The following is a 24,623-nucleotide window of genomic DNA, read 5'->3' as shown; positions in this document are numbered from 1 at the left end:
GCTGTGGTGGCCGGGGTTGCCTGCCGGGGTGGTGGTGCGGGTCTGCTGGGGCGCGGGGCGGTGGACGGCGCCCGGCCAGGAAAAAACGCCGGTCCCGGCCCGCCCGGGGGCGGCCGTGGACCGGCGCTGTCGGCTCGCTACTTCTTGGCGGCCTTGCCGAAGCGGGCCTCGAAGCGGGCCACGCGGCCACCGGTGTCGAGGATCTTCTGCTTGCCCGTGTAGAACGGGTGGCACTCGGAGCAGACCTCGGCGCGGATGTTGCCGCTCTGGATGGTGCTGCGGGTGGTGAACGACGCGCCACAGGTACAGCTGACCTGGGTCTCGACGTACTCGGGGTGGATCTCGCGCTGCAAGGTGACTCCTAGGTTCGGGAGGGCTCCGGGTCGCCGACGCCTGCTGCGCGGGCGTGAACCGGGGCCGACGTACCAGTCTGCCAGGACTGGCCGCATCCCCCAAAACCGGGAGGGGGCCGCCGGTATTCCCGGGCGGCGCCCGGGGGCGGTCGCGGCGGTGCTCAGGGGGCGCCGGGGTGGTGCCCGGGGGCGGCCGGGCGGGGCTCAGAGGCGGCCGGGGCGGGGCTCAGGGCGGGTCGCCGACGATCCCGGCCGTGTCCCGCTGGTCGGCGGCCGAGCCGTCGACGGCGGCGGCGGGGATGGGCCGGTCGGCCTTGAGGGCGTTCCAGACCATGGTGTCCTGCCTGGTCAGCGGCAGGACGCGGTTGGGGTCGGCGGGGTCGTAGCGGACCGGGAGGGTGATCATCGTCAGATCGTCGGAGCCGATGTTCTTGAGGCCGCCGGCGAATCCGGCGAGCTTGGTGACGGAGTCGAGGTCGGAGTCGGTGGTGACCGCGCCGGTGGCGGCGTCCGCGACCCCGAAGAGCTTCGTGGGGTCGGAGAACAGGCCGATGCCCTTGATCCGGTCGAGCAGTGCCCCGAGGAACGCCTGCTGGAGTTCGATCCGGCCGAGGTCGCTGCCGTCGCCGACGCCGTGCCGGGTGCGGACGAGCCCGAGGGCCTGTTCCCCGTCGAGGGTGTGGGTGCCGGCGGCGAGGGTGAGCCGGCTCTTGGGGTCGTCGATGGCGCGGGTCGTGGTCACCTTCACCCCGCCGAGGGTGTCCACCAGCTTCTTGAAGCCGGTGAAATCCACCTCGACGTAGTGGTCCATCCGGATGCCGGACATCGCCTCCACGGTCTTGACCGCGCAGGACGGGCCGCCGACCTCGTACGCGACGTTGAACATCTCGCCCGACGCGGCGGGCACCGTGCGGCCCTTGCCGTCGGCGCACGCGGGCCGGTCCACGAGGGTGTCGCGGGGGATGGACACGACGCCGGCCGTCCGGTGGCCCTTGTACACATGCACGACCATCGCGGTGTCGGCACGGGCCGCCCCGTCCTCATGGCCGTACTCGGCGTTGGCGCCGGAGCGGGAGTCGGAGCCGAGGAGCAGCAGGTCCATGGAGCCGTCGGGCTTGTCGCGGGGGCGGTCGGTGCCGAGGACGGAGTTGATGTCGATGCCCTTGATGTTGCCGTTGAGCGTGACGTACACGTAGCCGAGGCCGATCCCGCCGAGGAGGGTGAGGCCCGCCGCCGTCCACGCCGTGACGACCAGTGCCCGGTGGTGCCGGCCGCGCGGACGCCGCCGGCGCCCGGGGGCGGGCGGCGGAGGCTGGCCGGCCGCGCTCTCGTCGGGCATCGGCACCTCGGCTCTCGGTGGGGACTCGTCCCCTCCAGGGTCGGCCGGGCGCCCCGGATCCACCAGTCGGGCGAACACCACGACGACACCGTCCGTGACCCTGGGTGACGGGAGCGGGCCGCGCGGTCACGGAGGGTGCCGTCGCCGGAGCTCAGCCGAGCAGGTCGTAGCGCTGGTAGCCGCCGCCGACCCGGATACGGGGGGCGAAGATGTCGCGCGACGCCTTGCCGGTGCCCGGGTACAGGAAGAGGTTCCCGGCGCGGGAGCGGGCCAGGAAGTCCGCCCTGCCGTCCCCGGTCACATCGCCGGGCGCCGCGAAGCCGTTGTACTCCACCCAGTCCCGCACATGCCGCGGTACGGCGAACGGGTGGGTGACGCTCCCGGTGCCCTCCAGCAGATACAGCTTGCCGTCCTTGGTACGGGCGAACAGGTCCGTGCGGCCGTCGCCCGTGAAGTCGCCGTGCCCGCGCAGCGAGTTGTACACCTGGTACCCGCCGCCCGCGGCGACCGGACGGGCCAGCGAGCCGTCCCCGTTGCCCCGGTGGATGTACAGCGTGCCGCTGGCGGTGACGGTCAGCAGATCGGGGAACCGGTCGCCCGTGACATCGCCGGGGACGACGAGGAAGCGGTGCGCGGACCAGTCCCTTGCGATACGGGTGTCCCGCCAGGCTCCGCCGGGTGTGTCCTGCCGCCGCCACAGGACGGCCCCGTCGTCGGTACGGCGCATGACGAAGTCCTGGAGGCCGTCCCGGTCGAGATCGCTCTGGAGGACGACGTCGTACGCGTCCCACGCACCCGGCACGGGGACGGGCGCCGCGAAGCGGTGGCCCGCCGAGGCGTGCGCGTATCCCCCGCCGCCGGTCCGGGTCCGGGCGAAGAGGTCGGCGCGGCCGTCCCGGCCGAGGTCGGTGTCGTCGACCTGGGCCCGCAGCTGCGGCTGGTACGCGGAGACCTTGCCGAACACCTCGTGCGTACCGGAGACATGGCACACCTGCTCACCGCGGCTCATCCCCCAGGACACCACCCCGACGACCTTGTTGCCGGTGACCAGCGGGCCGCCGGAGTCCGCCGGACAGCTCGTCAGCCCGGTCACGTCGTCGCCGGTGCCGAGCTGTCCCGCGCAGAACATCCCGTCGGCGGCGCGGAAACCGGTACCGAGGTTGACGCGGCAGACCGGGTCGGCGTTCAGCGGCACGGTGACCTTCTGGAGGACCGGCGCGATACGCGCGGTGTCCTCGCGTGAGGCGGTCAGGCCCCAGCCGTAGGCGACGGCGTCGGTCCCGGCCTTGTACAGCGCGGTGTCGGCGGGGCCCGCGAGTTCCAGGGTGGTGTGGGCGACCGGCCGGGCCAGGGTCAGCAGCGCGATGTCATGGGTGAACGTGCGCGCGTCGTAGCGGGGATGGACCCAGGCACGGGTCACGTCGACCCGCGGCGCCGCGTTCGGGGCGGTGACGCTCCGGTTGGTGCCGACGGCCACCTCCCCGCGGCGCTCCCAGTCCTGACGGGCGCCGGTACGCGGATCGTCCAGGCAGTGCGCGGCGGTGAGGACCTTGTTGGGGGCGACGAGCGTCCCGGCGCACACGAAGTGCTTGCCGTACCCGGGGGCGTCGTACACGAGCTGCGCCATCCAGGACGCGGTGCTGTTGCCCGCGACGGTGACCCGGGGGGACGCGGTGGTTCCCGGTGAGACGGTCGGGGCGGGGGTGGCGGAGGCCGTGTCGGTGCCGGGCGGCGGCTTCACCGTCTCGCCCGTGAGAGCGGCGGCCTCGGGGGCCGCCGGGCTGTCGTAGGAGGTGACGGCGAAGGCCGCGCCGCCCAGCAGCGCGAGCGCGGTGGCCATGGCCGGCAACAGCCGTCCCACCCGCCGCCGTCGCCCCTGTCCCGTGCCCACGCGCGTCCCCCGTGTCCCGTCCCGTGTACCGTCCCGCGATCGTACCGACGCCCGCCGGTCGCCCCGTACCCGCACCGGCCCCGCAATCGCTGCCGCGGCCGCCCCGGGAGCCCCCGCGCCGCCCCGGGACACGACAGGGCCCCGCCCGGTGGACGCGAACGTCACCGGGCGGGGCCCTGTACCCGACCGACGGATCAGTCGTTGTTGTTGCTGCCCTGGGAGGGCGTCGTCTTCTGGATCTGGAGCAGGAACTCCGCGTTGGACTTCGTCTGCCTCATCTTGTCCAGCAGCAGCTCGATCGCCTGCTGCTGGTCCAGCGCGTGCAGCACCCGGCGCAGCTTCCAGACGATGCCCAGCTCGTCGGGGCTGAGCAGGATCTCCTCCTTGCGGGTACCGGACGCGTCGACGTCCACCGCGGGGAAGATGCGCTTGTCGGCGAGCTTGCGGTCGAGCTTGAGCTCCATGTTGCCGGTGCCCTTGAACTCCTCGAAGATCACCTCGTCCATCCGCGAGCCGGTGTCGACCAGCGCGGTGGCGAGAATGGTCAGCGAGCCGCCGTCCTCGATGTTGCGCGCCGCGCCGAAGAACCGCTTCGGCGGGTAGAGCGCGGTCGAGTCGACACCACCGGACAGGATGCGGCCGGAGGCGGGCGCGGCCAGGTTGTAGGCACGGCCCAGACGGGTGATGGAGTCCAGCAGCACGACCACGTCGTGACCGAGCTCGACCAGGCGCTTGGCGCGCTCGATGGCGAGTTCGGCGACGGTGGTGTGGTCCTCGGCGGGCCGGTCGAAGGTCGAGGAGATGACCTCGCCCTTCACCGACCGCTGCATGTCGGTGACCTCTTCCGGACGCTCGTCGACAAGGACGACCATCAGGTGGCACTCGGGGTTGTTGTGCGTGATGGCGTTGGCGACCGCCTGCATGATCATGGTCTTGCCGGTCTTCGGCGGGGCCACGATCAGACCGCGCTGGCCCTTGCCGATCGGCGACACGAGGTCGATGATCCGGGTGGTCAGCACCCCGCCCTCGGTCTCCAGCTGGAGCCGGTCCTGCGGGTACAGCGGCGTCAGCTTGTTGAACTCGGGGCGTCCGCGGCCGAGTTCGGGCGCCATGCCGTTGACGGAGTCGAGGCGGACGAGCGCGTTGAACTTCTCGCGGCGCTCGCCGTCCTTGGGCTGGCGGACCGCGCCGGTGATGTGGTCACCCTTGCGCAGCCCGTTCTTGCGGACCTGCGCCAGCGACACGTACACGTCGTTGGGGCCCGGCAGATAGCCGGAGGTCCGGATGAACGCGTAGTTGTCGAGGATGTCCAGGATGCCCGCGACGGGGATCAGGACGTCGTCCTCGTTGATCTGCGGCTCGCTGGTGCTGCCGCCGACCATCTCGTCACGGCCGCGCCGGCCGCGCCGGTCCCGGTAGCGCCCGCGGCGGCCACGGCGGCCGCCCTCGTCGTCGAAGTCGTCCTGCGGGCCGTTGCCGCGGTCGCGGTCGGGACCGCGATCGCGGTCCCGGTCCCGGTCACGGTCCTGGCGCTCCTGGCGGTCCTGACGGCCGCCGCCCTGCTGCTGACGGTCCTGGCGGCCGCTCTGCTGCGGGCCCTGCTGGTCGTCGGCCTTGCCACGGCGGTCACGGTCGCGGCCACGGCGGTCACGGCGGTCCCGACGGCCCTCCGCGTTGCCGTCGGAGCCGTCGGTGCCCTTGTGGTCGGCGGGCGCGTCGGTGCGCGCCTCGGCGGTGACCGTCTCGGGGCTGCCGGCGTCGGCGGTGGCGCGGCGCCTGCGGCGCTCGCCCGCGGGGGCGTCGTCGCTGGCGGGCTGGCCGGGGATCTCGATCTGCTGCTGGGCGGCGGCGGGGGCCTCGGCGGCCTGCTCGGCGCTGTCCGTCTTGGCGGCGCGGCTCGCGCGGGTGCTCTTGGGGGCCTCGGCGGCGTCGTCGTTGCCGGTGTCGTCACCGGTACGGGCCTTGGAGGCGGCGCGGCGCTTCGGCTTCTCGGCACCGGCGGGGGCCTCGGCCTTCGCGGGGGCGGCTCCGCCGCCCGCCTGGGCCTCCTTGATGACCTCGATCAGCTGGCTCTTGCGCATCCGCGCGGTGCCCCTGATCCCGAGGCCGGAGGCCACCTGCTGAAGCTCGGCCAGCACCATGCCCTCAAGGCCGGTGCCGCGGCGGCGCCGTCCGGAGGTAGCACCGGTGGCAGGCGCGGCAGAGGCGTCCGTGGCGGGCGCGGCAGCGGTATCGACCGTGCTGTCGGCACTCACGCCCATCAGATCGGTGGTGTCGCTCACGAAGGGTCCTTCCCTGGAGCGGACGTCGGCCTGTCTGGCTCGGCGACCGGTTGTGCTGTCCGGCGGTGGTCCTCGCTGTGTGGACCGTGCCGGGGCGGTGGTCCGCCAAACGGCGGAGGGAGATTTCTGGTGATGGCGCTACCCGGAGCCGTGCCACGGACGTGCTGTGTCACGCGGCTCGGTCGCGCCGGTTCCGGAGCGTGTAACGCAAACCGTTCGGTGCGGGGCACAGAGCGGTTCGGGAGGCTCCCGGAAGGATGGTTGTCCCTGACGGGGACACGAAGCACCTCGCCATGGTGGGGTCGGGTGCAGACTTGAGATTAACACTACCGGACCCAACAAACATTCCCCCTCTCCAAATCCGGCATGCCTGTCAGTGGGCGAGCGGCAGCACGCTCGCGCCCGCCGCGTCGAGGGCCAGCCGGTTGGCCGCCCACCCGTCGCCCGCCAGCCGGGCGACCTTGTCGGCGGACGCCTCGTCGGCCAGCGCGAGGACCGTGGGACCCGCGCCGGAGATCACCGCGGGGATGCCGTCCGAGCGCAGCCGTTCGACCAGGGCGGCGCTCTCCGGCATGGCCGGGGCGCGGTAGTCCTGGTGGAGCCGGTCCTCGGTGGCGGGCAGCAGCAGCTCGGGACGGCTGGTCAGGGCCGCGACGAGCAGGGCGGCACGGCCCGCGTTGGCGGCGGCGTCGACATGCGGGACGGTACGGGGCAGCAGCCCCCGGGCGGTCTCGGTGAGGACGGGCTTCCCGGGGACGAAGACCACCGGAACGATGGAACGGTCGGCCTCCAGTCGCAGGGCGCGGGCCGCGCCGCCCTCCATCCAGGAGAGCGTGAAGCCGCCGAGGAGACACGCGGCGACGTTGTCGGGGTGGCCCTCGATCTCGGTGGCGAGCTCCAGCAGGGCGGTGTCGTCGAGCCTGCTGTCGCCGCCGGTCGTCACCGCGCGGGCGGCGACGATACCGGCGCAGATGGCGGCGGACGAGGAACCGAGCCCCCTGCCGTGCGGGATGCGGTTGGCGCAGACGACCTCAAGTCCGCGCGGCTGTCCGCCGAGCAGGTCGAAGGCGGTGCGCAGGGAGCGCACGAGGAGATGGCTCTCGTCACGGGGAAGCGTCTCGCTGCCCTCGCCGGCGATGTCGACGTGCAGTCCGGAGTCGGCGACCCGGACGACGACATCGTCGTAGAGCCCCAGTGAGAGGCCCAGAGCGTCGAAACCCGGGCCGAGATTGGCGCTGGTGGCGGGGACGCGCACCCTGACGGCGGCGGCGCGGAAGGCTGGACCGGCCATCGCTCGATGACTCTCCTTGAGCTGCGTGGTGGCATTCGATGTGCTGCGTGGTCGTTCTCGGTCGCACCGCACCCGGGGGCCGTCGAGCGGCGCGCCGCGGCATATGCGGCGGGGGTTGGGTACAGCCTATCGAAGGAAGGTTGCGCGGCGACATAGGGCGCACAGGAGGCGCACGATGCGTGTCGTAGGCCCGTCGTGCACCCCGCCCCACCGGCTCCCCCCGCCGGGATGGGGGGACCGACGCACCTCGCCGCCGGTACGGGAGGCCACGCGGGGTACGCGCGCCCCCGTGCGGTCTCCGCGCTGTCGCCGGACTGTCTTTCCGGACCGTCTTTTCCGTACTGTCGCCGCGCGGGTCCGGTGCGGGCCCCGGTCGGGCCCGGCGCGGGTCGGTACGGCTGTGCGCATCCCCGGGCCCTGGTCGGACGGGGCCCGGGGTGTGCGGTCTACGCGAGGCCGAGGCGCTCGGCCGCGACCTCCGCGTCGACGGGTACGGTCACCGGCTGCGGCGCTCCGGCGACGGCCCAGTCGGGGTCCTTGAGGCCGTTGCCGGTCACCGTGCAGACGATGGTCTGGCCGGGGTCGACCTTCCCGGCCTCGGCGGCCTTCAGCAGACCGGCGACCGAGGCGGCCGACGCGGGCTCCACGAAGACACCCTCACGGGACGCCAACAGCTTGTAGGCGCGCAGGATCTCACGGTCCGTCACCTCGTCGATGAACCCGCCGGACTCGTCCCGCGCGTTCAGCGCGAGCTGCCAGGACGCCGGGTTGCCGATCCGGATCGCGGTGGCGATGGTCGAGGGGTCCTTGACGATCTCCCCGCGCACGATGGGCGCGGAGCCGGACGCCTGGAACCCCCACATGCGGGGCGTACGGGTGGCGGGGCCGTCGGCGAGGTATTCGCCGTAGCCCTTCCAGTACGCGGTGATGTTGCCCGCGTTGCCGACCGGGAGCACATGGAGGTCGGGGGCGTCGCCGAGGGCGTCCACGATCTCGAAGGCGGCGGTCTTCTGGCCCTCGATACGGACCGGGTTGACCGAATTGACCAGCGCGACCGGGTAGTTGTCGGACAGCGCCCGCGCGAGCGTGAGGCAGTCGTCGAAGTTCCCGTCGACCTGGAGGATCTTCGCGCCGTGGACGAGGGCCTGGCCCATCTTGCCGAGCGCGATCTTGCCGCGCGGCACGAGCACCGCGCTGACCATCCCGGCCCGTACGGCGTAGGCCGCGGCGGACGCGGACGTGTTGCCGGTGGAGGCGCAGATGACGGCCTGGGCGCCTTCCTCCTTGGCCCGTGTGATGGCCATGGTCATGCCCCGGTCCTTGAAGGACCCGGTGGGGTTCGCCCCCTCGACCTTGAGGTGGACCTCGCAGCCCGTGCGCTCGGAGAGCAACTGCGCGGGTACGAGCGGCGTACCGCCCTCACGGAGCGTCACGATCTCCGTGGTGCCGGTGACCGGCAGCCGGTCCCGGTACTCCTCGATGATTCCGCGCCACTGGTGGGTCATTGCTGCTTACTCTCCTTCAACCCGCATGATGCTGGCGACTCCCCGCACCGTGTCGAGGCGGCGCAGCGCCTCGACGGTGCCGCTGAGCGCGGCGTCGGCGGCGCGATGGGTGACGACGACGAGAGACGCATCCCCGCCCCCGTCCATTCGGCCCTGCTGGCGAACCGTATCGATGGACACACCGTGCTCGGCGAAGACCGTCGCGACCTGGGCGAGGACGCCCGGCTTGTCGGCCACGTCGAGGCTGATGTGGTAACGCGTGACGACCTCGCCCATGGGGCTCACCGGCAGCCGGGTGTACGCGGACTCGCCGGGGCCCTTGGCCTCGCCGAGCCGGTTGCGGCAGACGGCGACCAGATCGCCGAGGACGGCGGACGCGGTGGGGGCGCCGCCCGCGCCGGGGCCGTAGAACATGAGTTGTCCGGCGGCGTCGGCCTCCACGAAGACGGCGTTGTAGGCGCCGCGCACGGAGGCCAGCGGGTGGCTGAGCGGGATCATCGCGGGGTGCACCCGGGCGGTGACGGACCCGCCGTCGGCCGCGCGCTCGCAGATGGCGAGGAGCTTGATGGTGCAGCCCATCGCCCGGGCGGAGGCGAAGTCCGCGGCGGTGACCTCGCTCATGCCCTCGCGGTACACGTCGTCGAGACGGACCCGGGTGTGGAAGGCGATACCGGCGAGGATCGCGGCCTTGGCGGCGGCGTCGAAGCCCTCGACGTCGGCGGTCGGGTCGGCCTCCGCGTAGCCGAGCGCGGTGGCCTCGTCGAGGGCCTCCTGGTAGCCGGCGCCCGTGGAGTCCATCTTGTCGAGGATGAAGTTGGTGGTGCCGTTGACGATGCCGAGGACGCGGTTGACGGTGTCCCCGGCGAGCGACTCGCGCAGCGGCCGGATCAGCGGGATCGCCCCGGCGACGGCGGCCTCGTAGTAGAGGTCGCGGCCGTGCTCCTCGGCGGCGGCGTGCAGCGCGGCGCCGTCCTGGGCGAGGAGCGCCTTGTTCGCGGAAACGACGGAGGCGCCGTGCTCGAACGCGGTCATGATCAGGGCGCGGGCGGGCTCGATACCGCCGATGACCTCGACCGCCACGTCGATGTCACCGCGTTTGACGAGGGCGGTGGCGTCGGTGGTGATGAGCGCGGGGTCGATCCCGGCACGGACCTTCGACGGCCGCCGTACCGCGACCCCGGCGAGCTCCACGGGGGCGCCGATACGCGCCGCGAGGTCGTCGGCGTGCGTCGTCATGATGCGCGCCACCTCTGAGCCGACTACCCCACAGCCCAGCAGCGCCACCTTCAGCGGACGCGTACGCATCATCCGACCTCGCTTCTCGTACTTCTACGGTTGGTCCAGTCTCACTCACCGGACGGGAGTTTCTGCCCATTGTCCGCATCATGAGACACTTATTTCATTTTTCCGGCGGCCAGGAACGCAGATCTTTCAGCGCCCCCGGGACCGCCCCGCCGCCGTGGTGACCGAAGTCACCCGGGGCGGGTCCCCCGGCCCGGCCGGTCATCCGACGTCGAGCGCGAGCAGGTCCTCCTCGGTCTCCCGCCGCACGATCACCCGCGCCGAACCGTCCTGGACGGCGACGACCGGGGGGCGCGGCACATGGTTGTAGTTGCTGGCCATGGAACGGCAGTAGGCGCCGGTCGCGGGTACGGCGATCAGATCGCCCGGGGCGAGGTCGGCGGGCAGGAAGGCGTCACGTACGACGATGTCGCCGCTCTCGCAGTGCTTGCCGACGACGCGCACCAGCAGGGGTTCGGCGTCCGAGGTCCGGGAGACCAGCGCCACGCTGTACTCCGCGTCGTACAGCGCGGTGCGGATGTTGTCCGACATCCCGCCGTCGACGGAGACATAGGTGCGCAGTCCGTCGAGGGGCTTGACGGTGCCCACCTCGTACAGGGTGAACGCGGTGGGTCCGGCGATCGCGCGGCCCGGCTCGACGGAGATCCGGGGGGTGCGCAGCCCGGCCGACGCGCACTCCCGGCCGACGATCTCGCGCAGCGCCCGCGCGATCTCGTGCGGCTCGGCGGGATCGTCGTCGGAGGTGTACGCGATACCGAGGCCGCCGCCGAGGTCGATCTCGGGCAGTTCCACCCCGTGCTCGTCACGGACCTCGGCGAGCAGTCCGACGACCCGGCGGGCGGCGACCTCGAAGCCGGCCATGTCGAAGATCTGCGACCCGATGTGCGAGTGGATGCCGATCAGTTCCAGACCGTCGAGCTTGAGCGCCCGGCGGACCGCCTCGGCGGCCTGTCCCCCGGCCAGCGCGATACCGAACTTCTGGTCCTCGTGGGCGGTCGCGATGAACTCGTGGGTGTGCGCCTCGACGCCGACGGTCACCCGGATCTGCACCCGCTGGCGCACCCCGAGCCGGTCGGCGATGTGCGCGACGCGCACGATCTCCTGGAACGAGTCGAGGACGATCCGGCCGACCCCGGCGGCCACGGCCCGCTCGATCTCGTGGGCCGACTTGTTGTTGCCGTGGAACGCGATCCGCCCGGCGGGCATCCCGGCGGCGAGCGCGGTGGTCAGCTCCCCGCCGGAACAGACGTCGAGGTTCAGTCCCTCCTCGTGCAGCCAGCGCACGACGGCCCGCGACAGGAACGCCTTGCCCGCGTAGAACACGTCGGCGTCGGTGCCGAAGGCGTCCCGCCAGGCGCGGGCGCGGGCCCGGAAGTCGCTCTCGTCCAGGATGTACGCGGGGGTACCGAACTCCTCGGCCAGCCGGGTCACCGGCAGCCCGCCGACGGTCACCACCCCGTCCGCGCCGCGCTCGACGGTACGGGCCCACACCTTGCCGTCGAGGGCGTTGAGGTCGGCGGGCGGGGCGGAGTAGTGGCCCTCGGTCAGGACATCGGCGTGGCGGGGCCCGGCGGGGTGGGCGGAACGGCTCATGTCTGCGTGCGCTCTCTCAGAGGTGTTCGGGTGCGTGGATGCCGAGCAGGGTCAGACCACCGGCGAGCACCGTCCCGACGGCTTCGGCGAGCGCGAGCCGGGCGCGGTGGGCGGCCGAGGGTTTCTCGTCACCGCTGGGCAGCACCCGGTACTCGCCCTGGAACCGCAGATAGGCGTCGGCGAGGTCCACGAGATGGCGCGCGAGCCGGTCCGGCGCCTGGTGCGTGGCGGCGGCGGTGAGGGTGCGCGGGTAGGCGGCGAGCAGCCGTACCAGCGTCTGACCGCTCGCGCCGTCCCGGGCCTCGGGCAGCTCACCGGGCTCGGCGGCGAAGCCGAGGTCACGGGCGTTACGGCGCAGCGCGTGGGTACGGGAGTGCGCGTAGCGCACCCGGAACAGCGGGTTCTCGGCGCGCAGCGGGGCGTACGCCGTCCAGGGCCGGGGGGTGTCGTGCGGCGCGGCGTGCAGCAGCGACCAGCGCACGGCCTGCGGGTCGCCGTCGGCGGTCCCGTCCGGCGCGGGCACGGGACGGATCACCGCCCGCTCCCCCGGTGCGGCACGCCGCACCGCGCTCCGGCCGCCCTGCGCGGCGATCAGCCGTACGACGGCGTGCCCGACGGCCTCGGCCCGCGCCTCATCGGCCACGGCCTGCTCGGTCGTCCGCCCGGCGAAGGCGTCGCCGTGCCCGTACGCGCCGCCCTCGCGCAGGATCAGCGCGATCAGCTCGCGGGCGCCCCGCTCGGGCCGGTCGAGGGTGAGGTTCAGGAAGCCGGGCCCGGTGATGTCGACCCGGGCGAGTCCGCGGGTGCCGGTGAGCCGCCGCCGGATCACCTCGGCGACCTGCGGCGCGGGCCGCCCGGCGGACCGCGCGAGCCGCAGCGCGACATTGGTCGCGTAGTCCCCCCGCCCCCCGGGCCGCGACGGCTCGACCACCACCCGGACCGGTACGTCGACCTGGAGCTCCCCGGCGTCCACGGCGGACCGCACTGCGCACAGCACGGTCCGGGACAGCTCGACGGGAGTCACACGACAAGGGTAGGGGAGCCGGGCCCCACCCCGCGCGGGAGTTCCGGGGTGTGGGACGGGGGCGTGGTGGGGGGCCGTGCGGCGGTGGGCGCGGATTCCGTACGCGCTACGGGCGTGGGGCCGGGGACGGGGATGGGGCGGGGTGAGGCCGGGGGTCGTCGCGGGTGCACGTACGTGCTCGGGGGCGGGGGTGGGGGCCGTGCGGGTGGGGGCCGTGCGGGGGTGGGGCACGTGCGGGGGTGGGTCACGTGGTGCGCGTACTCGCCCGTGCGCGGCTCGCCGGGTTCGCGCGGTTCACCGTGCCTCTCAGGTGCCGCGGGCGGATTGTCGCGGGCGGGCCTCGCGGTGGCCGTCGAGGGCCCGCGCGACCGTGTGCGACCCGCACCCGAACCGTGAGCCGGAGATGGGCGCCCCGAAGGGGCGCGGGGAACTGCGCACCCACGGACGACCCGCACCCCCGGGGAAAACGCCCACGCGTGACGACCGACGGGGCCGTGGAGGAACCGCACCAGCGGGTGACGGGACGTACGGGGACCGACGTAATACGTGGCGGGGGCCGAGGTAATGCGTGCCGAGGCCGAGGCACACGGCCGGGTACGGACCACCTGCCACCGACGGGCGCCGCCGGCACTACTCGTGTTCGCGGCCGACGGGCGCGGGCTCGGGCTCCTCGGGCTCGGGGTCCGCCTCGCGCCGGCGTTCCCGTCCCATCAGGGTGCGCACGATGCTCACGAGCTCGCCCGGTTCGAAGGGCTTGGAGAGGAAGGCGTCGACGCCGACGTCCAGACCGCTCTCCACCTCGTGCTGGGTGCAGGCGCTGACGATCATGAGGGGCAGATGCGCGGTGCGGGGGTCGGCGCGCAGCCGGGCCGCCGTCCGCAGCCCGTCGAGCCGGGGCATCACCACGTCGAGGGTGACGACATCGGGTCGGACGTCGTGCACGACGTCCAGGCACTCGGCACCATCAGCCGCGGTCACGACCTCGAACCCCTCCAGTTCGAGATTGACCCTGATCAACTGCCGGATGACCTTGTTGTCGTCCACAACAAGCACCCGGCCCGAGGCGCCTGGCACAAGTCGAGAGTAGGCGCGGGGCGCCCACCGCGTCCGGCTTTTCCCCACTTCCACCCCACCGGGGTACACACCCCGCCACCCCACCCCCGAATCACCCCCCGCCCCCGCCTCCGACCCGCCGAAACCCGTTCCGGACCACCCTGGCCGAGCTGGTAGTGTTCTACCCGTCGCCAGGCGAACACCGAACGACACCGCCCCCGTAGCTCAGGGGATAGAGCAACGGCCTCCGGAGCCGTGTGCGCAGGTTCGAATCCTGCCGGGGGCACTTCGCGAGAAGTGCCAAAGAAGCCCCTGACCTGCAGAAATGCAGGTCGGGGGCTTTCTTGTTCCTTTTTATGGACAGACGGCCCATGCGGCCATCGCACTCATCACCCTCCGCTCACCTCTGACCCCCTGCCTTTCTCGCGAGGCGCCTACGGGATCAGGTCTGCAAGCCCCCTCGAAACCGTCTCGCGCGGGACGTGCGCGGGACGCGAGGTCCACGCGGACCGCCCGGTGCGCCACAGGGCATGACGTCCCCTCAGTTTCATTCGTCCAGCGACGCGTTGACGCACCTGTTGGCGAAGTCCTGGCGCCCGTAGCAGCACTTGGCGTCCAGGTGCTGAGCACTTCGAGCTGCTGTCGTCGTCACGGGACTGACAGGCCGTGGTCGTCCATCAAACGCATCAGGTTCCGCTTGCGCTTCTGGGTGGTACGCAGGTCGGTGAGGTACGCGGTGAAGTCGTCCGGTGTGCCGAGGCGGTGATGGCAGTCGCGGATGCTCAGGAGCAGGCCGACGAGCTGATCGTAGGCGTGATTGCCGGTCTCACGGGTGAGGCGGGCGGCCAGGCGGAGGTAGACGGCGAGGGCGTCGGCGGGGCGGGTAGGGCGGGACCGGTCGGCGAGGGTGAGCCACTGACCGTCGTGGGCGCCGAACTCACCGGCTGCCCGCCAGGCGGCGTCGACGTCCTTCTCGTCAAGGAGGACCTCGACGAGAGCGCGGGCACCGTGCGCACCCGTCCGTTCGGCATCGGCGCGGAGAAGTGCCAGGGCCTTCTCGCGCTCGGCCGGCCAGCATGCGGCGGCCTCGGCGGCGGCACGCAGCTGTTGGTAGGTGAGCGGGGTACGGCGGGCGGCGAAGTGGTCCCGGCGCAGGGTGACGGTGTCGGCGAGCCGGTCGGTCCGGGCGTAGCGGTCCGCGAGATCGTCGACGAGAGCGGTGTCGACCGTGGTGAGGTCCTCGGTCTCGTGGATGCCGCGCTCGGCCCATTCCAGGGCTTCGGCGGTACGGCCTGCGGAATCGAGTTCGCGGGCGATGAGCAGGTGGGTGTGACCGTTCGGCGCGAGATCGGCGGCGTGCACGGCGATCACCGTGTCGATGTCCCGACCCGACTTCGCGAGGCGCCGCATGAGGTGCTTCTCCGCCCAGCCGGTCCGGTTCGCCTTCCATGCTTCCGTCGCGTACCGGCGCAGGGCGGCCATTCCCCGCTCGCCGAGCAGGTCCTCGTAGTCGAGCGGGTCGATGTCCGTCAGATCGGCCGCGTCGTCGAGCGCGTGCGTCACCAGCCAGTGCGCGAGTTCGTCCGGGTCGGGGCGGGCCGCGCGGCAGGCGTCGTGGTGGGCCTCGGCGAGGTCCCCACCGATCCGCCCGAGCCGTCCGTCGGAGTCGTCGACGCTCTCGACCACGGCGGCCAGGAACCCGATCGCCTCCCGGGTCAGGGCCATCGCGTCGGCCGCCCGGCCCGACGCCGTCAGCGCCCGGATCGCGGTGACCGCCTGCCCGGCCTGGTCGGCGTAGGCACGTGCGTCGGCGTACTCGACATAGCCGTCCTGCGCGAAAGGTCCGATGTCGAGCAACTCACGTATGCGGGAGCGGACCTCGGCCAGATCTCCGCGAGCGCTCGCCGCTCTCAGTTCCAGGCGGCGCCGCAGCTGCCGGTCCTCGGCCATCTCCTCGCGCACGAGCGCGACCAGGTCCTCCCGGGACAGGCCCGTAAGCCAGGTATCGAGGCCACGCGCCCTGCCCCGGGCCGACGTACGCCGCTGGGTGAGGTCTGTCTCCTGGCCGATCACGCTCAGGCCGAGCGCGACCAGATGCTTGCAGAAGTTGCCCTCCTGGCCGTACGGGCAGTCGCACGTCCCCGTGGGCTTCCCGCGCCCGCCCAGGCGCAGCTCCACCTCGTACCGTTCCGTGCCGCGTACCGACGCCCTGATCCAGCCGTCACCGACCTCGACCCCGGACACCGCGTCGACGTAGGCGAGCCCGCGCTCGAACGAACGCTCCCCGGCCAGCGCCCTCAGCTTCGCTTCGTCAAGACCGCCCACGACTCTCCGCACTCCGATCCGACTCGGGCTCCGCCCAACGGCCCTCACTCTAAAGGCCGCCGCGACGGACGACTCCGCCGTGTGCGTCGGCGCCCGGACAGACGCGGCCGTAGCCGCAGCGCACACCATCCTCGACCGTCTCGGGCTCCGGGAGGCCGAAGTGGGCGAAGCCGTGCGGTTCGACGTCGTTCGCCGCCGTGGGCTTCAGCCGCTTGCCCTCATCAGTCGGCGCCCCTCCCCCGCCTCCGGGGTTGCACGGTATCGCTGTTGCTCGCGGCCGGGATTCATCCGTCCGTCCCCGCTCTTTAGGATCGGCCCATGCCCGGAGAACACAGGGTCGAGCGGACCGCGGAAGCCTGGCAGGCTCTGACTGAATGGCTCGCCGTACATGCGTCCTTGTCCTTCGCGTCGCTCCTGCCGCCGGTACCGGAGAAGGACATCACGAATGCCGATGCGGCCCTGCGGCAGCGACTCGGGTTCGGACTGCCGCCCGAACTGGCGGCCTTGTGGCGACTGTGCGGTGGCGTGGAGCACCAGCTCATCGAAGCCGATGAGGAGGGCGAGGTCGGCTCCGGGGCGTTCCTGCCCGGCGGGGTGATCCTCCCTCCGGCACAGGCACTGGGGCTGCGGCTGCCCGCGTCCGGGGGCGGGGACGGCTGGGGCGGTGCCCAGGTGGTGCCGTGGCTGACCCGGGACGAGGCGGGGCCCGAGCACGGTCTCTACGCGAGCAAGCGCGGTGTCGGCGAGTGGTCGATCGTGGACGAGCCCGCGGGCGGACCCGCCTATCCGTCGGTCGCCGCCTACCTGGAGACAGTCCACCGCACCCTGGCTGCGGGGCCCCCGGACCTGATGGGTTCCGACGTGCCCGGTCTGGTGTGGGACTGCCTGGTGTGGGACGACCCCGGGAACCCGGGCCTGGACGAGGCCGGCGAGCTCTGGCGGCGGATCCACTGAAACGCCGTGGCCCCGGCCCCGGTACGAGAGGGGTGGAGGTCACGCGCTGTGCTTGTTCGTCAGGCTTCGTCAGGGCTTCGCCATGGTGCGGACATGGTCGGGCTTGGACGTGTCGCCCTACGCCGTCAGCTCGGCCAAGCCCCGGACCGGGCATGTGCACCTTCGGCACCCACCACGACGCAAGCTGAGACGCCGCACTTCGGCGAGCAGGAGGGCAAGAGGTAGGATAAGTGGCATGAGCGAACCTACCGGCAAGTACTCGATCACCATGCCGCGTGATGTCGCCGAGGCCGCCAAGGTCCGCAGCGGGCCCTCAGGTCTGTCCGCGTACGTGGCCGCCGCCGTCGCCCGTCAGATCGAGCGCGACAACCTGAACGAGGTCATCCAGGTCGCCGAGGCCGAGCACGGACCCATCACCGACGAGGAGATCCAGTCCGTGCGCGATCAGCTCCACCGGGCCCGGAGCGAGCAGGCGCGGAGCGGGGCGGACGCCGCGTGACACGGGGTCCCGCCGTTCCCGGCGGCACTCTCGTCCTCGACAGCGAAGGGCTGGCCAAGGCCGTCCTGCGGGACCGAACGGTGACCGGCTGGCTCGCTCTGGCCCGCGCCGATGACCTGCGTGTGATCACGTCGGCGGCCGCCCTGGTCGAGGTCGTCCACCCGCGTATCAACCGTCCCGCGCTGGAGTGGACACTTTCCCGCATCGTGGTCGAGCCGATCAGCGAGGCCGTGGCCCGGCAGGCCGCCGCGCTGCTCGCGGATGCCGGTCTGCACGGCCACAAGTACGCCATCGACGCCATGCTCGGCGCCACAGCCCTCGCTGCCCCCGGCCCGGTCACGGTCCTCACCTCCGACCCCGAGGACATCACCATGCTCTGCGGCGGGCGAGTCACCGTCATCAAGGTCTGACCACGAGCGCTGTCCTCGGAGCCGAGCCGCGCGCCGGTGGTCCGTGAAGCACCACGACCTGGGCGGCGCCACCCCGAACCACGGCCCGCTGCCGCAGCCGGACGAGCCCGGGCGTTCGGGTGACCGTACGGATCCCGGTCGTGAACAGCAGAAGGGGCGGTAGGCGCCGCGGATGGACAGTTCCAGTTCCCAGGCCGGCGGGTGGCGGGCCGAGCGGCGGCGGGGGCGGCAGATCGTCGCCGGGCTTGCCGTGGGGTTCCTCGCCTTCGGCGCCGCCGTGTTCGGGGTGCTCATGTGGGGCGCCGAGGAAGCGACGTCGGACCTGATGGACCAGGAGATGAACTGCTGCTGGAAGAAGGGCGCCACCCCCGCCTGGACGAGCGAGCTGATGGGCATCCGGATGCCGGACTCGGCCACGGACCGGCGGTCGGGGTACAAGGTCGGGCAGCGGTACGACTCCGCGCTGCTGGCCTTCGTGCTGCCCAGTGAGGAGGCGGACGCCTACCTCGGTCAGCTGACGCGGGAGGGAACCAGCATGATCGGGAACCTTCATCCCAAGGAGAAGGGCTACCGGCCTGCCGACGCCTTCGGCCGTCTTGGCTTGGCCGAGCCGGAGACCCTCGTCCGGGGGCTGCGGCAGACCGGGGTTTGCGAGGACGATGTGGACACCCCCGAAGGCCGGCGTGTGCAGCGCTGCCTCGATCTCTTCGTCCATGAGTTCGAGCCCGGCACCACCCGGGTGTACGTCCGGTCGGCCATCGAGCCGTCCGTCACGCCGCCTCCGGTGAGTCCCGGTAGGTAGCAGGACGCGGGGGACCTGTGGGGGCAGGCCCCCCCGGGGGTCAGAGGCCCAGGCCGCTGAGGCGGTCCTCGTACTCGATGGTGACGTCCTCCAGGTCGTCCTTGGGGTCCTCCCAGAGGGCTTCCAGTTCCGCCCTGACCGTGGCGGGGAGGGCCTCCCAGCGTTCCGTCCAGGTGTCGGCGTTGGGGGCCCAGTAGCCGACGACCTTGAAGCGCTCCGAGGGGAGGGAGAGGGTCTTGCGGAAGTGTTTGCGGACGGTGCGCAGGGCGGTGGTCTCCCCCGCCGTCCAGAGGTAGGTCCCCGTGAGGTCGCTGTCCTCGGGGAGGGCCGTGGTGACCAGCTCCGCGAGCCTGCTCGCGGAGTGGCCGTTGCCGCCGTACGTCCAGGTGACCTTGGCCCGGGGGTGATCCGGGAGGGGCTGCACCGACGTCTCGTCCGGGACCTCGACGATCACCCGGGTGGTGACGTGCTCCGGGGTGTTCTCCAGCAGCCGCGCGACGGCGGGCAGACCCGTCTGGTCCGCGATCAGGATCTGCCGGGTCAGGTCCGCGGGCGGGTCGTAGAGCCCGGTGGGCGTGTTCAGACCCAGCGGGTCGCCCGGCTGGGCCGCCGCCGCCCAGGTCGCGGCCACCCCGTGGTCGTGCAGGACGAAGTCGATGTCGATCTCGTGGAGTTCGGGGCGCACCGCGCGGATGGTGTACGTCCGCATGGGGGCGGTCGGACGGCCCTCCGGGGTCTCCCAGCTCGTCTCGGTGGCGACCGGCAGCGACAGGTCGTGCCGGTCGGGGCCGTGCGGGAAGAACAGACGGACGTACTCGTCGCCCACGCCCGTCGAGGTGAACGCCGGGAGGTCCCCGCCGGTCAGCGTCACGCGGACCATGGTGGCGGTGAGGGGCTGCACCCTCGCGACGGCGGCTCGGTAGATGTCCACGGTTCAGTGCTCCTTGTCGGTTCCGGGGGTGACCGCGCCGGTGCTCGGTCCCGGTGCGGTGCGGTGGTCGGTCTCGTTCGTGTAGGCCCGCCACAGCGACGCGTACTCGCCCGCCGCGGCCAGGAGCGCCGTATGGGTGCCCTGTTCGGTCACCTGCCCGTCCCGCAGCAGGACGATGTGGTCGCAGTCGCGGGCCTGTTCCAGCCGGTGGGCGACGATCACGCTGGTCCGGTCCCGGGTGACCCGGGCGAGTGCCTCGCCGAGGACGGCGCCGGTCGCGGGGCCCGACTCGGCGGTGGGCTCGTCGAGGACGAGGACCGGCGGGTCGGCCAGCAGGACCCGGGTCAGCGCCAGGTGCTGGACCGAACCGTCGTCCAGGGGTGTGCCGTCGGGGCCGCCCAGTACGGCTCCGAGGCCACGGCCCGGTTCCAGCGCCCAGTGCGCGCCCGTCTCCTTGAGCGCGGCGGTCAGTTCGGTGTCGGTGGCGTCCGGCCGGGCCAGCCGGAGGTTGTCGGCCAGCGTGCCGCCGAAGAGGTGGACCTCCTGCGTGACGAGGTACCGGGACCCCGTCCCCGCTCCGGCCGTGATCCGGCCCCGGTCCGGGCGGCCGACGCCCGCGACCAGCCGGGCCAGGGTGCTCTTGCCCGAACCACTGGCGCCCACCAGGGCGACGGTCGTGCCGCCGGGGATCGTGAGGTCGATGTCCCGCAGCGCCTGCCGGGTGGCACCGGGGTACGTGTACGAGACCCCGGTCACGGCGATGTCCGGGGGCGGGACGTGGCCGGGTGTCCGGCCCGCGGCGGCCTCGCGCGGTACGGGGGCGGGGTCAGGTACGGATACGGGTGCGGGGGCCGTTAGCGGGGCGTGGTCCCGTACCGGGTCGGGGGCCGGGCCGTGCGGCGGGGCGAGGTCGGTGACGCCGACCAGGCGGGCCAGGCCGACCGTGGCGCGCTGGATGTCGTCCAGGCTGGTGAGCAGCACGCCGACCGGGTCGAACAGCCGGTGGAAGTACAGTGCCGCCGCCGTGGCCGTGCCGAGGGTGATGGCGTCCCGCCCGAGCAGGACGTACCCGGTGGCCAGGACGGCCGCCAGGCCCACGAACTCCGCCGCGTTGAGCCAGCCGTAGAACCGGTTGCGCAGCCGTACGCCGTCGCGCTGGCGGGCTATGGCCTTCTCGCTGCGCCCGGCGAGTTCGGCCAGGTGCGTTCCCTGGGTGCGGTAGGCGCGGATCGTCTCGGCGCCCCGGACCGCCTCGATGACCGTCTGCCCCCGGGTGGACTCCAGCCGGCGGATGTCCCCGTACACCTCGTGCGAGCGGGCGAGGAAGCGGCGGGTGGCGTGCCACTGGAACGGGACGCAGACGAGTCCGGCGAGTGCCAGACGCGGGTCCAGGACGGCCAGTCCCGCCACGGTCAGGACGATGGTGAGGGCCGCGCCGGTGATCTGCGGCAGCGCCCCGGACGCCGCCTCGGAGACCGCCTCCACATCGCCCGTGACCCGGGAGACCACGTCCGAACTGCCGGACGACTCCAGGGTGTCGGCGGGCAGCCGGACCGCCGCGTCGAACACGTCCTCACGCAGTCCGGCCAGGGTGTCCTGGACCAGCCCGACCAGCATCCGGCCACCGAGGTAGGTGAGACCGGCGCCGACGAGGGTGGCGGCGACGAGTCCGGCGCCGAGGGCGGTGATCCGGCCGCGTCCCGCCTGGCCGGCCACCGCGTCGACGATCGCGCCCAGCAGCGGCGGGGTGGTGAGGGTGATCGCCGTACCCGCGAGCAGCACGAGAAGGGTGAGCGTCAGCCGCTTGCGGTGCAGACCGAGCCGCTGGACGATCTCCTGCCGGGTACGGGCCGGGGTCGCGACGGGAAGCCGCCGGGTTTCGTCGGGTGCGGTGTCGCCGGGCGCGGTGTCGCCCGGCCCGGTGCTTTCGGATGCGGTGTCGCCCGGCCCGGCGCCTTCGGGTGCGGTGTCCTCGCCAGCGCCTTCGGGTGCGGTGTCCTCGCCGGTGCCTCCGCCGGTACCTCCGGCGGAACCTTCGGCGGTCTCCTCGGCCGCAGGCTTGTCCGTGGTGCGGGTGGTGCGGGTGGTGCCGGGGGGCGGGGTGGTGGTCGGGTCGTCGGGGGGCGTGGCCATGTCCGGCTCCGTGTCGGTGTCCGGGTCGGGTACGGGTCCGGGTGCGGGGGTCGTCGACGTCACCGGAGAGCCCCTTCCCGTGCGTCGTCCGGGGTGCCGTCGTCGTGCGCGGCGGGGTCGTCGTCGGCCGCGTCCGTGAGGTCCACGACGTGGTCGCAGGTGGAGAGCAGGATGCGGCTCGTGGTGATCAGCAGGGTGGTGCCCGGGAGTTCCCTGAGCCCTTCCGCGATCCGCCGTTCGGTCACCGGGTCGACCGCGGTGGCCGGTTCGTCCAGGACGACGACGGGGGCGTCCGCGTGCAGCGCCCGCGCGAGGAGCAGCCGCTGGCGCTGGCCGCCGGAGAGTCGGCTGCCGTGCTCGCCGATGTCCGCGTCGGGGCCGCCGATGTGCTCCAGCACGTCGTCCAGCATCGCCGCGCGGACGACGGCGGGGTCGGGGGTGCCGCCCGGCGGGGTCAGATTGGCACGCAGCGTGCCGGAGAAGAGGGTGCCCTGGTGGGGCGGGGCCGCGATATGGGCGCGGACCGCCTCGGGGCCGAGGTCGACGGCGTCGGCCCCGTCGATCAGGAGCTCACCCCTGGCCGGCGGGACCCGGCCGGCCAGCCGGTCGCTGAGGGACCGCGCGTGCGCGGGGTGCCGGGGGACTATCCCGACGAGCGCGCCGGGCGGTACCTCCACCGGGGTCGGGTGACCCGGCGGGCACCAGACCACCGGGGCGGTACGGGGACGGGTACGCGGACGGGGTACGGCACCGGGCGGAAGTCCTACGCCGGTGTCCGTGGTGCCCGTGCGGGTGCCGGTGCCCGTGGTCGAACCGGTGGCCGTACCCGTACCCGTACCCGTGCCTGTACCCGCACCCGTCCCGGCGGCCGAACCCTGCTCCCCCGCGTCCCCCCGCGAGGTGACCGGCGGAGTGATCAGCGGCGGCTCGGCCAGGAAGGTCCCGATACGGCGGGCGGAGGCGCGTTTGTGGGCCCAGTTGGAGGCGAAGGTGCCGACGTGGGCGAGGGAGCCCTGGAGGAACTGGGCGAGTCCGAGGACGGTCACGAGCTGGCCGATGGTGAGCTGTCCGTCGAGCGCGAGATAGCCGGACGCGGTGGCCAGCGCGGCGAGGAAGACACCGGACAGCAGCAGGCTGAGGGCCGAGTAGGCGAGGACGGCGCGGGACGCGGCGACCGCGCCCCGCCGGGACGCGTCGCTCGCGGTCCGGTACCGGGCGGCGGCCTCCCTCTGGGCGTTCATCCCGGCGAGCACCCGCAGCCCGGTGATCATGTCGGTGGCGACCTCGCCGGCGCGGGCCGCGGAGCCCTGTTCGGTCAGACCGCGGGCCTCCAGCGGCATCGCGAGCCGCCGCATCAGCAGCAGCACGAGCACCGTGCTGACGATCACCCCGACCCCGAGCGGGACGGAGATGAGCAGCAGCGCGGTCGACGCCGTGAGGATCGCCGTGATCGTGGCGGCCTGTTCGACGACGCTCCACGAGACGCCCGCGACCCGGTACGTGTCGGAGGTGACCAGCGACAGCGCCTCGCCGGGACCGGGGCGGCGGCGCAGTCCGTACGGGTCGAGCAGGCGGGTCATGGTGAGCTGGCGCAGATCGTGCTCGGCGTAGCTGTAGACGCCGACCATCGCGGTGGCGGCACGCTGGTACGAGAGCGACAGGGTGAGGAACACGACGGCGAGCACCGCGAGCCAGCGGAGCAGGGCGGCGGGGTCGGACGGCTCCAGCGCGCGGTCGATGACGACGCCGATGAGGATCGGCACCAGCGCCTCGCAGAGCTGGTGGAGCATGAACGCGAGGGTCGTGAGGCCGAGGCGCAGACCGCGTCCGCCGCGCAGCAGCGCGATCCGGAAGAGGTCGCGGGCCCCGGCGTCGTCCGTGCGGCGGGTGCGGCCCGGCCCTTTCCCGGGGCTCACGGGGTGTCCCGGCGGCGGGCGAGCGGGACGACCATGGGGGTGCCGGTCTCGGGGTCGGGCACGACACGGCACGGCAGTTCGAAGACCTCGCGCACCAGGTCGGCCGTCATGACCTCGGCGGGCGGGCCCTCGGCGACGACCCGGCCGTCGCGCATGGCGATCAGATGAGTGGCGTAGCGGGCGGCGTGGTTGAGGTCGTGCAGCACGGCGACGAGGGTGCGGCCGGAGCGGTGCAGGTCCGTGAAGAGTTCGAGGAGCTCGATCTGGTGGGCGATGTCGAGGAACGTCGTCGGCTCGTCCAGCAGGAGGACGGGGGTCTGCTGGGCGAGCACCATGGCGACCCAGACGCGCTGGCGCTGGCCGCCGGACAGTTCGTCGACGAGCCGGCCGGACAGATCGGTGACGGAGGTCGCGGCCATCGCCGCGGCGACGGCGCGTTCGTCCTCGGCGGTCCACTGACGGGTCAGCTTCTGGTGCGGGTAGCGGCCCCGGGAGACGAGCTCGGCGACGCTGATGCCGTCGGGGGCGAGGGAGGTCTGCGGCAGCAGTCCGAGGCGGCGCGCGACCTCCTTGGAGCGGTACTCGGAGATGGCCTTGCCGTCGAGGAGCACCTGTCCGGCGGTGGGCGTCAGCAGCCGGGCCACGGCGCGCAGCAGGGTCGACTTGCCGCAGGCGTTGGGGCCGATGATCGCGGTGAAGGAGCCCTCCGGTATCCGCAGGTCCAGGTGCTCGGCGACGGGGTGGCGGGCGTACCCGAGGGTCGCGTCCCGTACCTCCAGCCGGGCGTGCGGCACATCGGCGAGCGCGGGCGGCGGCACGGGGCCGGGGCGGTGCGCGGGCGCGGTGGCTTCCGGGGCGGGCGCGGGTACGCCGGATTCCTGGGCGGGTACGGGGTCCGGGGCGGGTGCCGTGGATTCCGGCCGGGGTACGGGGTCCGGCGCGGGTACGGGTTCCGGCGCGGGTGTCATGAGGTCCGGCGCGGGTGCGGGGTCCGGGCCGGGGTGGTCGGTCTTCGGCGGC

The 24,623-nt window shown here is 73.1% G+C and carries 19 protein-coding genes and 1 tRNA gene; 5 read left to right on the top strand and 15 right to left on the bottom strand.

What is annotated here, in order from left to right; genetic code table 11:
- Positions 1–137 precede the first annotated feature (137 nt).
- The 10 genes from rpmE to AB852_RS08200 all read right to left on the bottom strand — a co-directional run bounded on the left by rpmE (position 138) and on the right by AB852_RS08200 (position 13,708).
- Complete coding sequence (rpmE, locus tag AB852_RS08245; RefSeq protein ID WP_073784970.1) at positions 138–353, bottom strand: 50S ribosomal protein L31; 216 nt, start codon at positions 351–353, stop codon at positions 138–140.
- Between the two features lie 226 nt (positions 354–579).
- Positions 580–1,692, bottom strand: coding sequence for an LCP family protein (locus AB852_RS08240; protein WP_073784968.1), 1,113 nt, complete (start codon positions 1,690–1,692; stop codon positions 580–582).
- A 151-nt stretch (positions 1,693–1,843) separates the two neighbouring features.
- The gene (locus AB852_RS08235; RefSeq protein ID WP_143201188.1) at positions 1,844–3,532 is read right to left on the bottom strand and encodes a trypsin-like serine protease; all 1,689 of its coding nucleotides are present in this window, start codon (positions 3,530–3,532) and stop codon (positions 1,844–1,846) included.
- 245 nt (positions 3,533–3,777) lie between these two features.
- Positions 3,778–5,865: a transcription termination factor Rho gene (rho, locus tag AB852_RS08230; protein ID WP_073784966.1), complete on the bottom strand. Its 2,088-nt coding sequence runs from the start codon at positions 5,863–5,865 to the stop codon at positions 3,778–3,780.
- A 373-nt stretch (positions 5,866–6,238) separates the two neighbouring features.
- Complete coding sequence (thrB, locus tag AB852_RS08225) at positions 6,239–7,156, bottom strand: homoserine kinase (protein WP_073784964.1); 918 nt, start codon at positions 7,154–7,156, stop codon at positions 6,239–6,241.
- A gap of 446 nt (positions 7,157–7,602) precedes the next feature.
- Positions 7,603–8,661, bottom strand: coding sequence for a threonine synthase (thrC, locus tag AB852_RS08220; protein ID WP_073784962.1), 1,059 nt, complete (start codon positions 8,659–8,661; stop codon positions 7,603–7,605).
- Between the two features lie 6 nt (positions 8,662–8,667).
- A complete protein-coding gene (locus tag AB852_RS08215; protein WP_178390950.1) occupies positions 8,668–9,969 on the bottom strand; it encodes a homoserine dehydrogenase in 1,302 nt (433 codons plus the stop codon).
- Positions 9,970–10,164: 195 nt separating this feature from the next.
- Positions 10,165–11,556 (bottom strand): diaminopimelate decarboxylase, encoded by a 1,392-nt coding sequence (gene lysA / locus AB852_RS08210; protein WP_073784961.1) that lies wholly within the window; start codon positions 11,554–11,556, stop codon positions 10,165–10,167.
- A gap of 16 nt (positions 11,557–11,572) precedes the next feature.
- Entirely contained in the window at positions 11,573–12,580 is a 1,008-nt protein-coding gene (gene nrtL / locus AB852_RS08205; RefSeq protein WP_073784959.1) for an ArgS-related anticodon-binding protein NrtL, read from the bottom strand.
- Positions 12,581–13,210: 630 nt separating this feature from the next.
- Positions 13,211–13,708 carry a response regulator gene (locus AB852_RS08200; RefSeq protein ID WP_079184432.1) on the bottom strand — a complete coding sequence of 166 codons (498 nt, stop codon included), beginning with the start codon at positions 13,706–13,708 and terminating at the stop codon, positions 13,211–13,213.
- A gap of 139 nt (positions 13,709–13,847) precedes the next feature.
- Between AB852_RS08200 and AB852_RS08195 the strand changes: the two genes are divergently transcribed.
- Positions 13,848–13,919: transfer RNA gene (locus AB852_RS08195), tRNA-Arg, on the top strand.
- Between the two features lie 362 nt (positions 13,920–14,281).
- On the opposite strand, the gene AB852_RS08190 is transcribed toward AB852_RS08195, so the two are convergent.
- Positions 14,282–15,958: an SWIM zinc finger family protein gene (locus AB852_RS08190; RefSeq protein ID WP_073784955.1), complete on the bottom strand. Its 1,677-nt coding sequence runs from the start codon at positions 15,956–15,958 to the stop codon at positions 14,282–14,284.
- A 318-nt stretch (positions 15,959–16,276) separates the two neighbouring features.
- Here AB852_RS08190 and AB852_RS08185 point away from each other — a divergent pair, with 318 nt between their 5' ends.
- The 4 genes from AB852_RS08185 (at position 16,277) to AB852_RS08170 (ending at position 18,623) form a co-directional block, all read left to right on the top strand.
- Positions 16,277–16,912 (top strand): SMI1/KNR4 family protein, encoded by a 636-nt coding sequence (locus AB852_RS08185; protein WP_073784953.1) that lies wholly within the window; start codon positions 16,277–16,279, stop codon positions 16,910–16,912.
- A gap of 235 nt (positions 16,913–17,147) precedes the next feature.
- Positions 17,148–17,411, top strand: a complete 264-nt coding sequence (locus AB852_RS08180) for a CopG family transcriptional regulator (RefSeq protein WP_073784951.1) — start codon at positions 17,148–17,150, stop codon at positions 17,409–17,411.
- Entirely contained in the window at positions 17,408–17,821 is a 414-nt protein-coding gene (locus tag AB852_RS39595; protein ID WP_073784949.1) for a DNA-binding protein, read from the top strand. The genes AB852_RS08180 and AB852_RS39595 overlap by 4 nt, the downstream gene beginning before the upstream one ends.
- Before the next feature lie 172 nt (positions 17,822–17,993).
- Complete coding sequence (locus AB852_RS08170; RefSeq protein WP_245876640.1) at positions 17,994–18,623, top strand: hypothetical protein; 630 nt, start codon at positions 17,994–17,996, stop codon at positions 18,621–18,623.
- Between the two features lie 40 nt (positions 18,624–18,663).
- Here AB852_RS08170 and AB852_RS08165 read toward each other — a convergent pair whose 3' ends face one another.
- The 4 genes from AB852_RS08165 to AB852_RS08150 are packed head-to-tail and all read right to left on the bottom strand — an operon-like array spanning position 18,664 to position 24,421.
- Positions 18,664–19,554 carry a siderophore-interacting protein gene (locus AB852_RS08165; protein ID WP_073784947.1) on the bottom strand — a complete coding sequence of 297 codons (891 nt, stop codon included), beginning with the start codon at positions 19,552–19,554 and terminating at the stop codon, positions 18,664–18,666.
- 3 nt (positions 19,555–19,557) lie between these two features.
- The gene (locus tag AB852_RS08160) at positions 19,558–21,750 is read right to left on the bottom strand and encodes an ABC transporter ATP-binding protein (protein WP_245876639.1); all 2,193 of its coding nucleotides are present in this window, start codon (positions 21,748–21,750) and stop codon (positions 19,558–19,560) included.
- Positions 21,747–23,603, bottom strand: a complete 1,857-nt coding sequence (locus AB852_RS08155) for an ABC transporter transmembrane domain-containing protein (RefSeq protein ID WP_073784946.1) — start codon at positions 23,601–23,603, stop codon at positions 21,747–21,749. Before AB852_RS08155 ends, AB852_RS08160 begins: the two co-directional genes overlap by 4 nt.
- Positions 23,600–24,421 carry an ABC transporter ATP-binding protein gene (locus tag AB852_RS08150; RefSeq protein ID WP_073785684.1) on the bottom strand — a complete coding sequence of 274 codons (822 nt, stop codon included), beginning with the start codon at positions 24,419–24,421 and terminating at the stop codon, positions 23,600–23,602. The genes AB852_RS08155 and AB852_RS08150 overlap by 4 nt, the downstream gene beginning before the upstream one ends.
- Positions 24,422–24,623: the final 202 nt, after the last annotated feature.

The sequence above is a fragment of the Streptomyces uncialis genome (assembly GCF_001905345.1).
In the GTDB taxonomy this organism is placed as follows: Bacteria; Actinomycetota; Actinomycetes; order Streptomycetales; family Streptomycetaceae; genus Streptomyces; species Streptomyces uncialis.
Note: the sequence above shows the minus strand (reverse complement) of the source record. Positions and strands in the feature narration are given on the sequence as shown.

Bases quoted from the DNA above. Each gene is read 5' to 3' on its own strand.
- AB852_RS08215 (WP_178390950.1), bottom strand. From the start codon at position 9,969: ATGATGCGTACGCGTCCGCTGAAGGTGGCGCTGCTGGGCTGTGGGGTA.
- AB852_RS08170 (WP_245876640.1), top strand. From the start codon at position 17,994: ATGGACAGTTCCAGTTCCCAGGCCGGCGGGTGGCGGGCCGAGCGGCGG.
- AB852_RS08240 (WP_073784968.1), bottom strand. From the start codon at position 1,692: ATGCCCGACGAGAGCGCGGCCGGCCAGCCTCCGCCGCCCGCCCCCGGG.
- AB852_RS08180 (WP_073784951.1), top strand. From the start codon at position 17,148: ATGAGCGAACCTACCGGCAAGTACTCGATCACCATGCCGCGTGATGTC.
- thrB (WP_073784964.1), bottom strand. From the start codon at position 7,156: ATGGCCGGTCCAGCCTTCCGCGCCGCCGCCGTCAGGGTGCGCGTCCCC.
- lysA (WP_073784961.1), bottom strand. From the start codon at position 11,556: ATGAGCCGTTCCGCCCACCCCGCCGGGCCCCGCCACGCCGATGTCCTG.
- AB852_RS08235 (WP_143201188.1), bottom strand. From the start codon at position 3,532: ATGGCCACCGCGCTCGCGCTGCTGGGCGGCGCGGCCTTCGCCGTCACC.
- thrC (WP_073784962.1), bottom strand. From the start codon at position 8,661: ATGACCCACCAGTGGCGCGGAATCATCGAGGAGTACCGGGACCGGCTG.
- AB852_RS08185 (WP_073784953.1), top strand. From the start codon at position 16,277: ATGCCCGGAGAACACAGGGTCGAGCGGACCGCGGAAGCCTGGCAGGCT.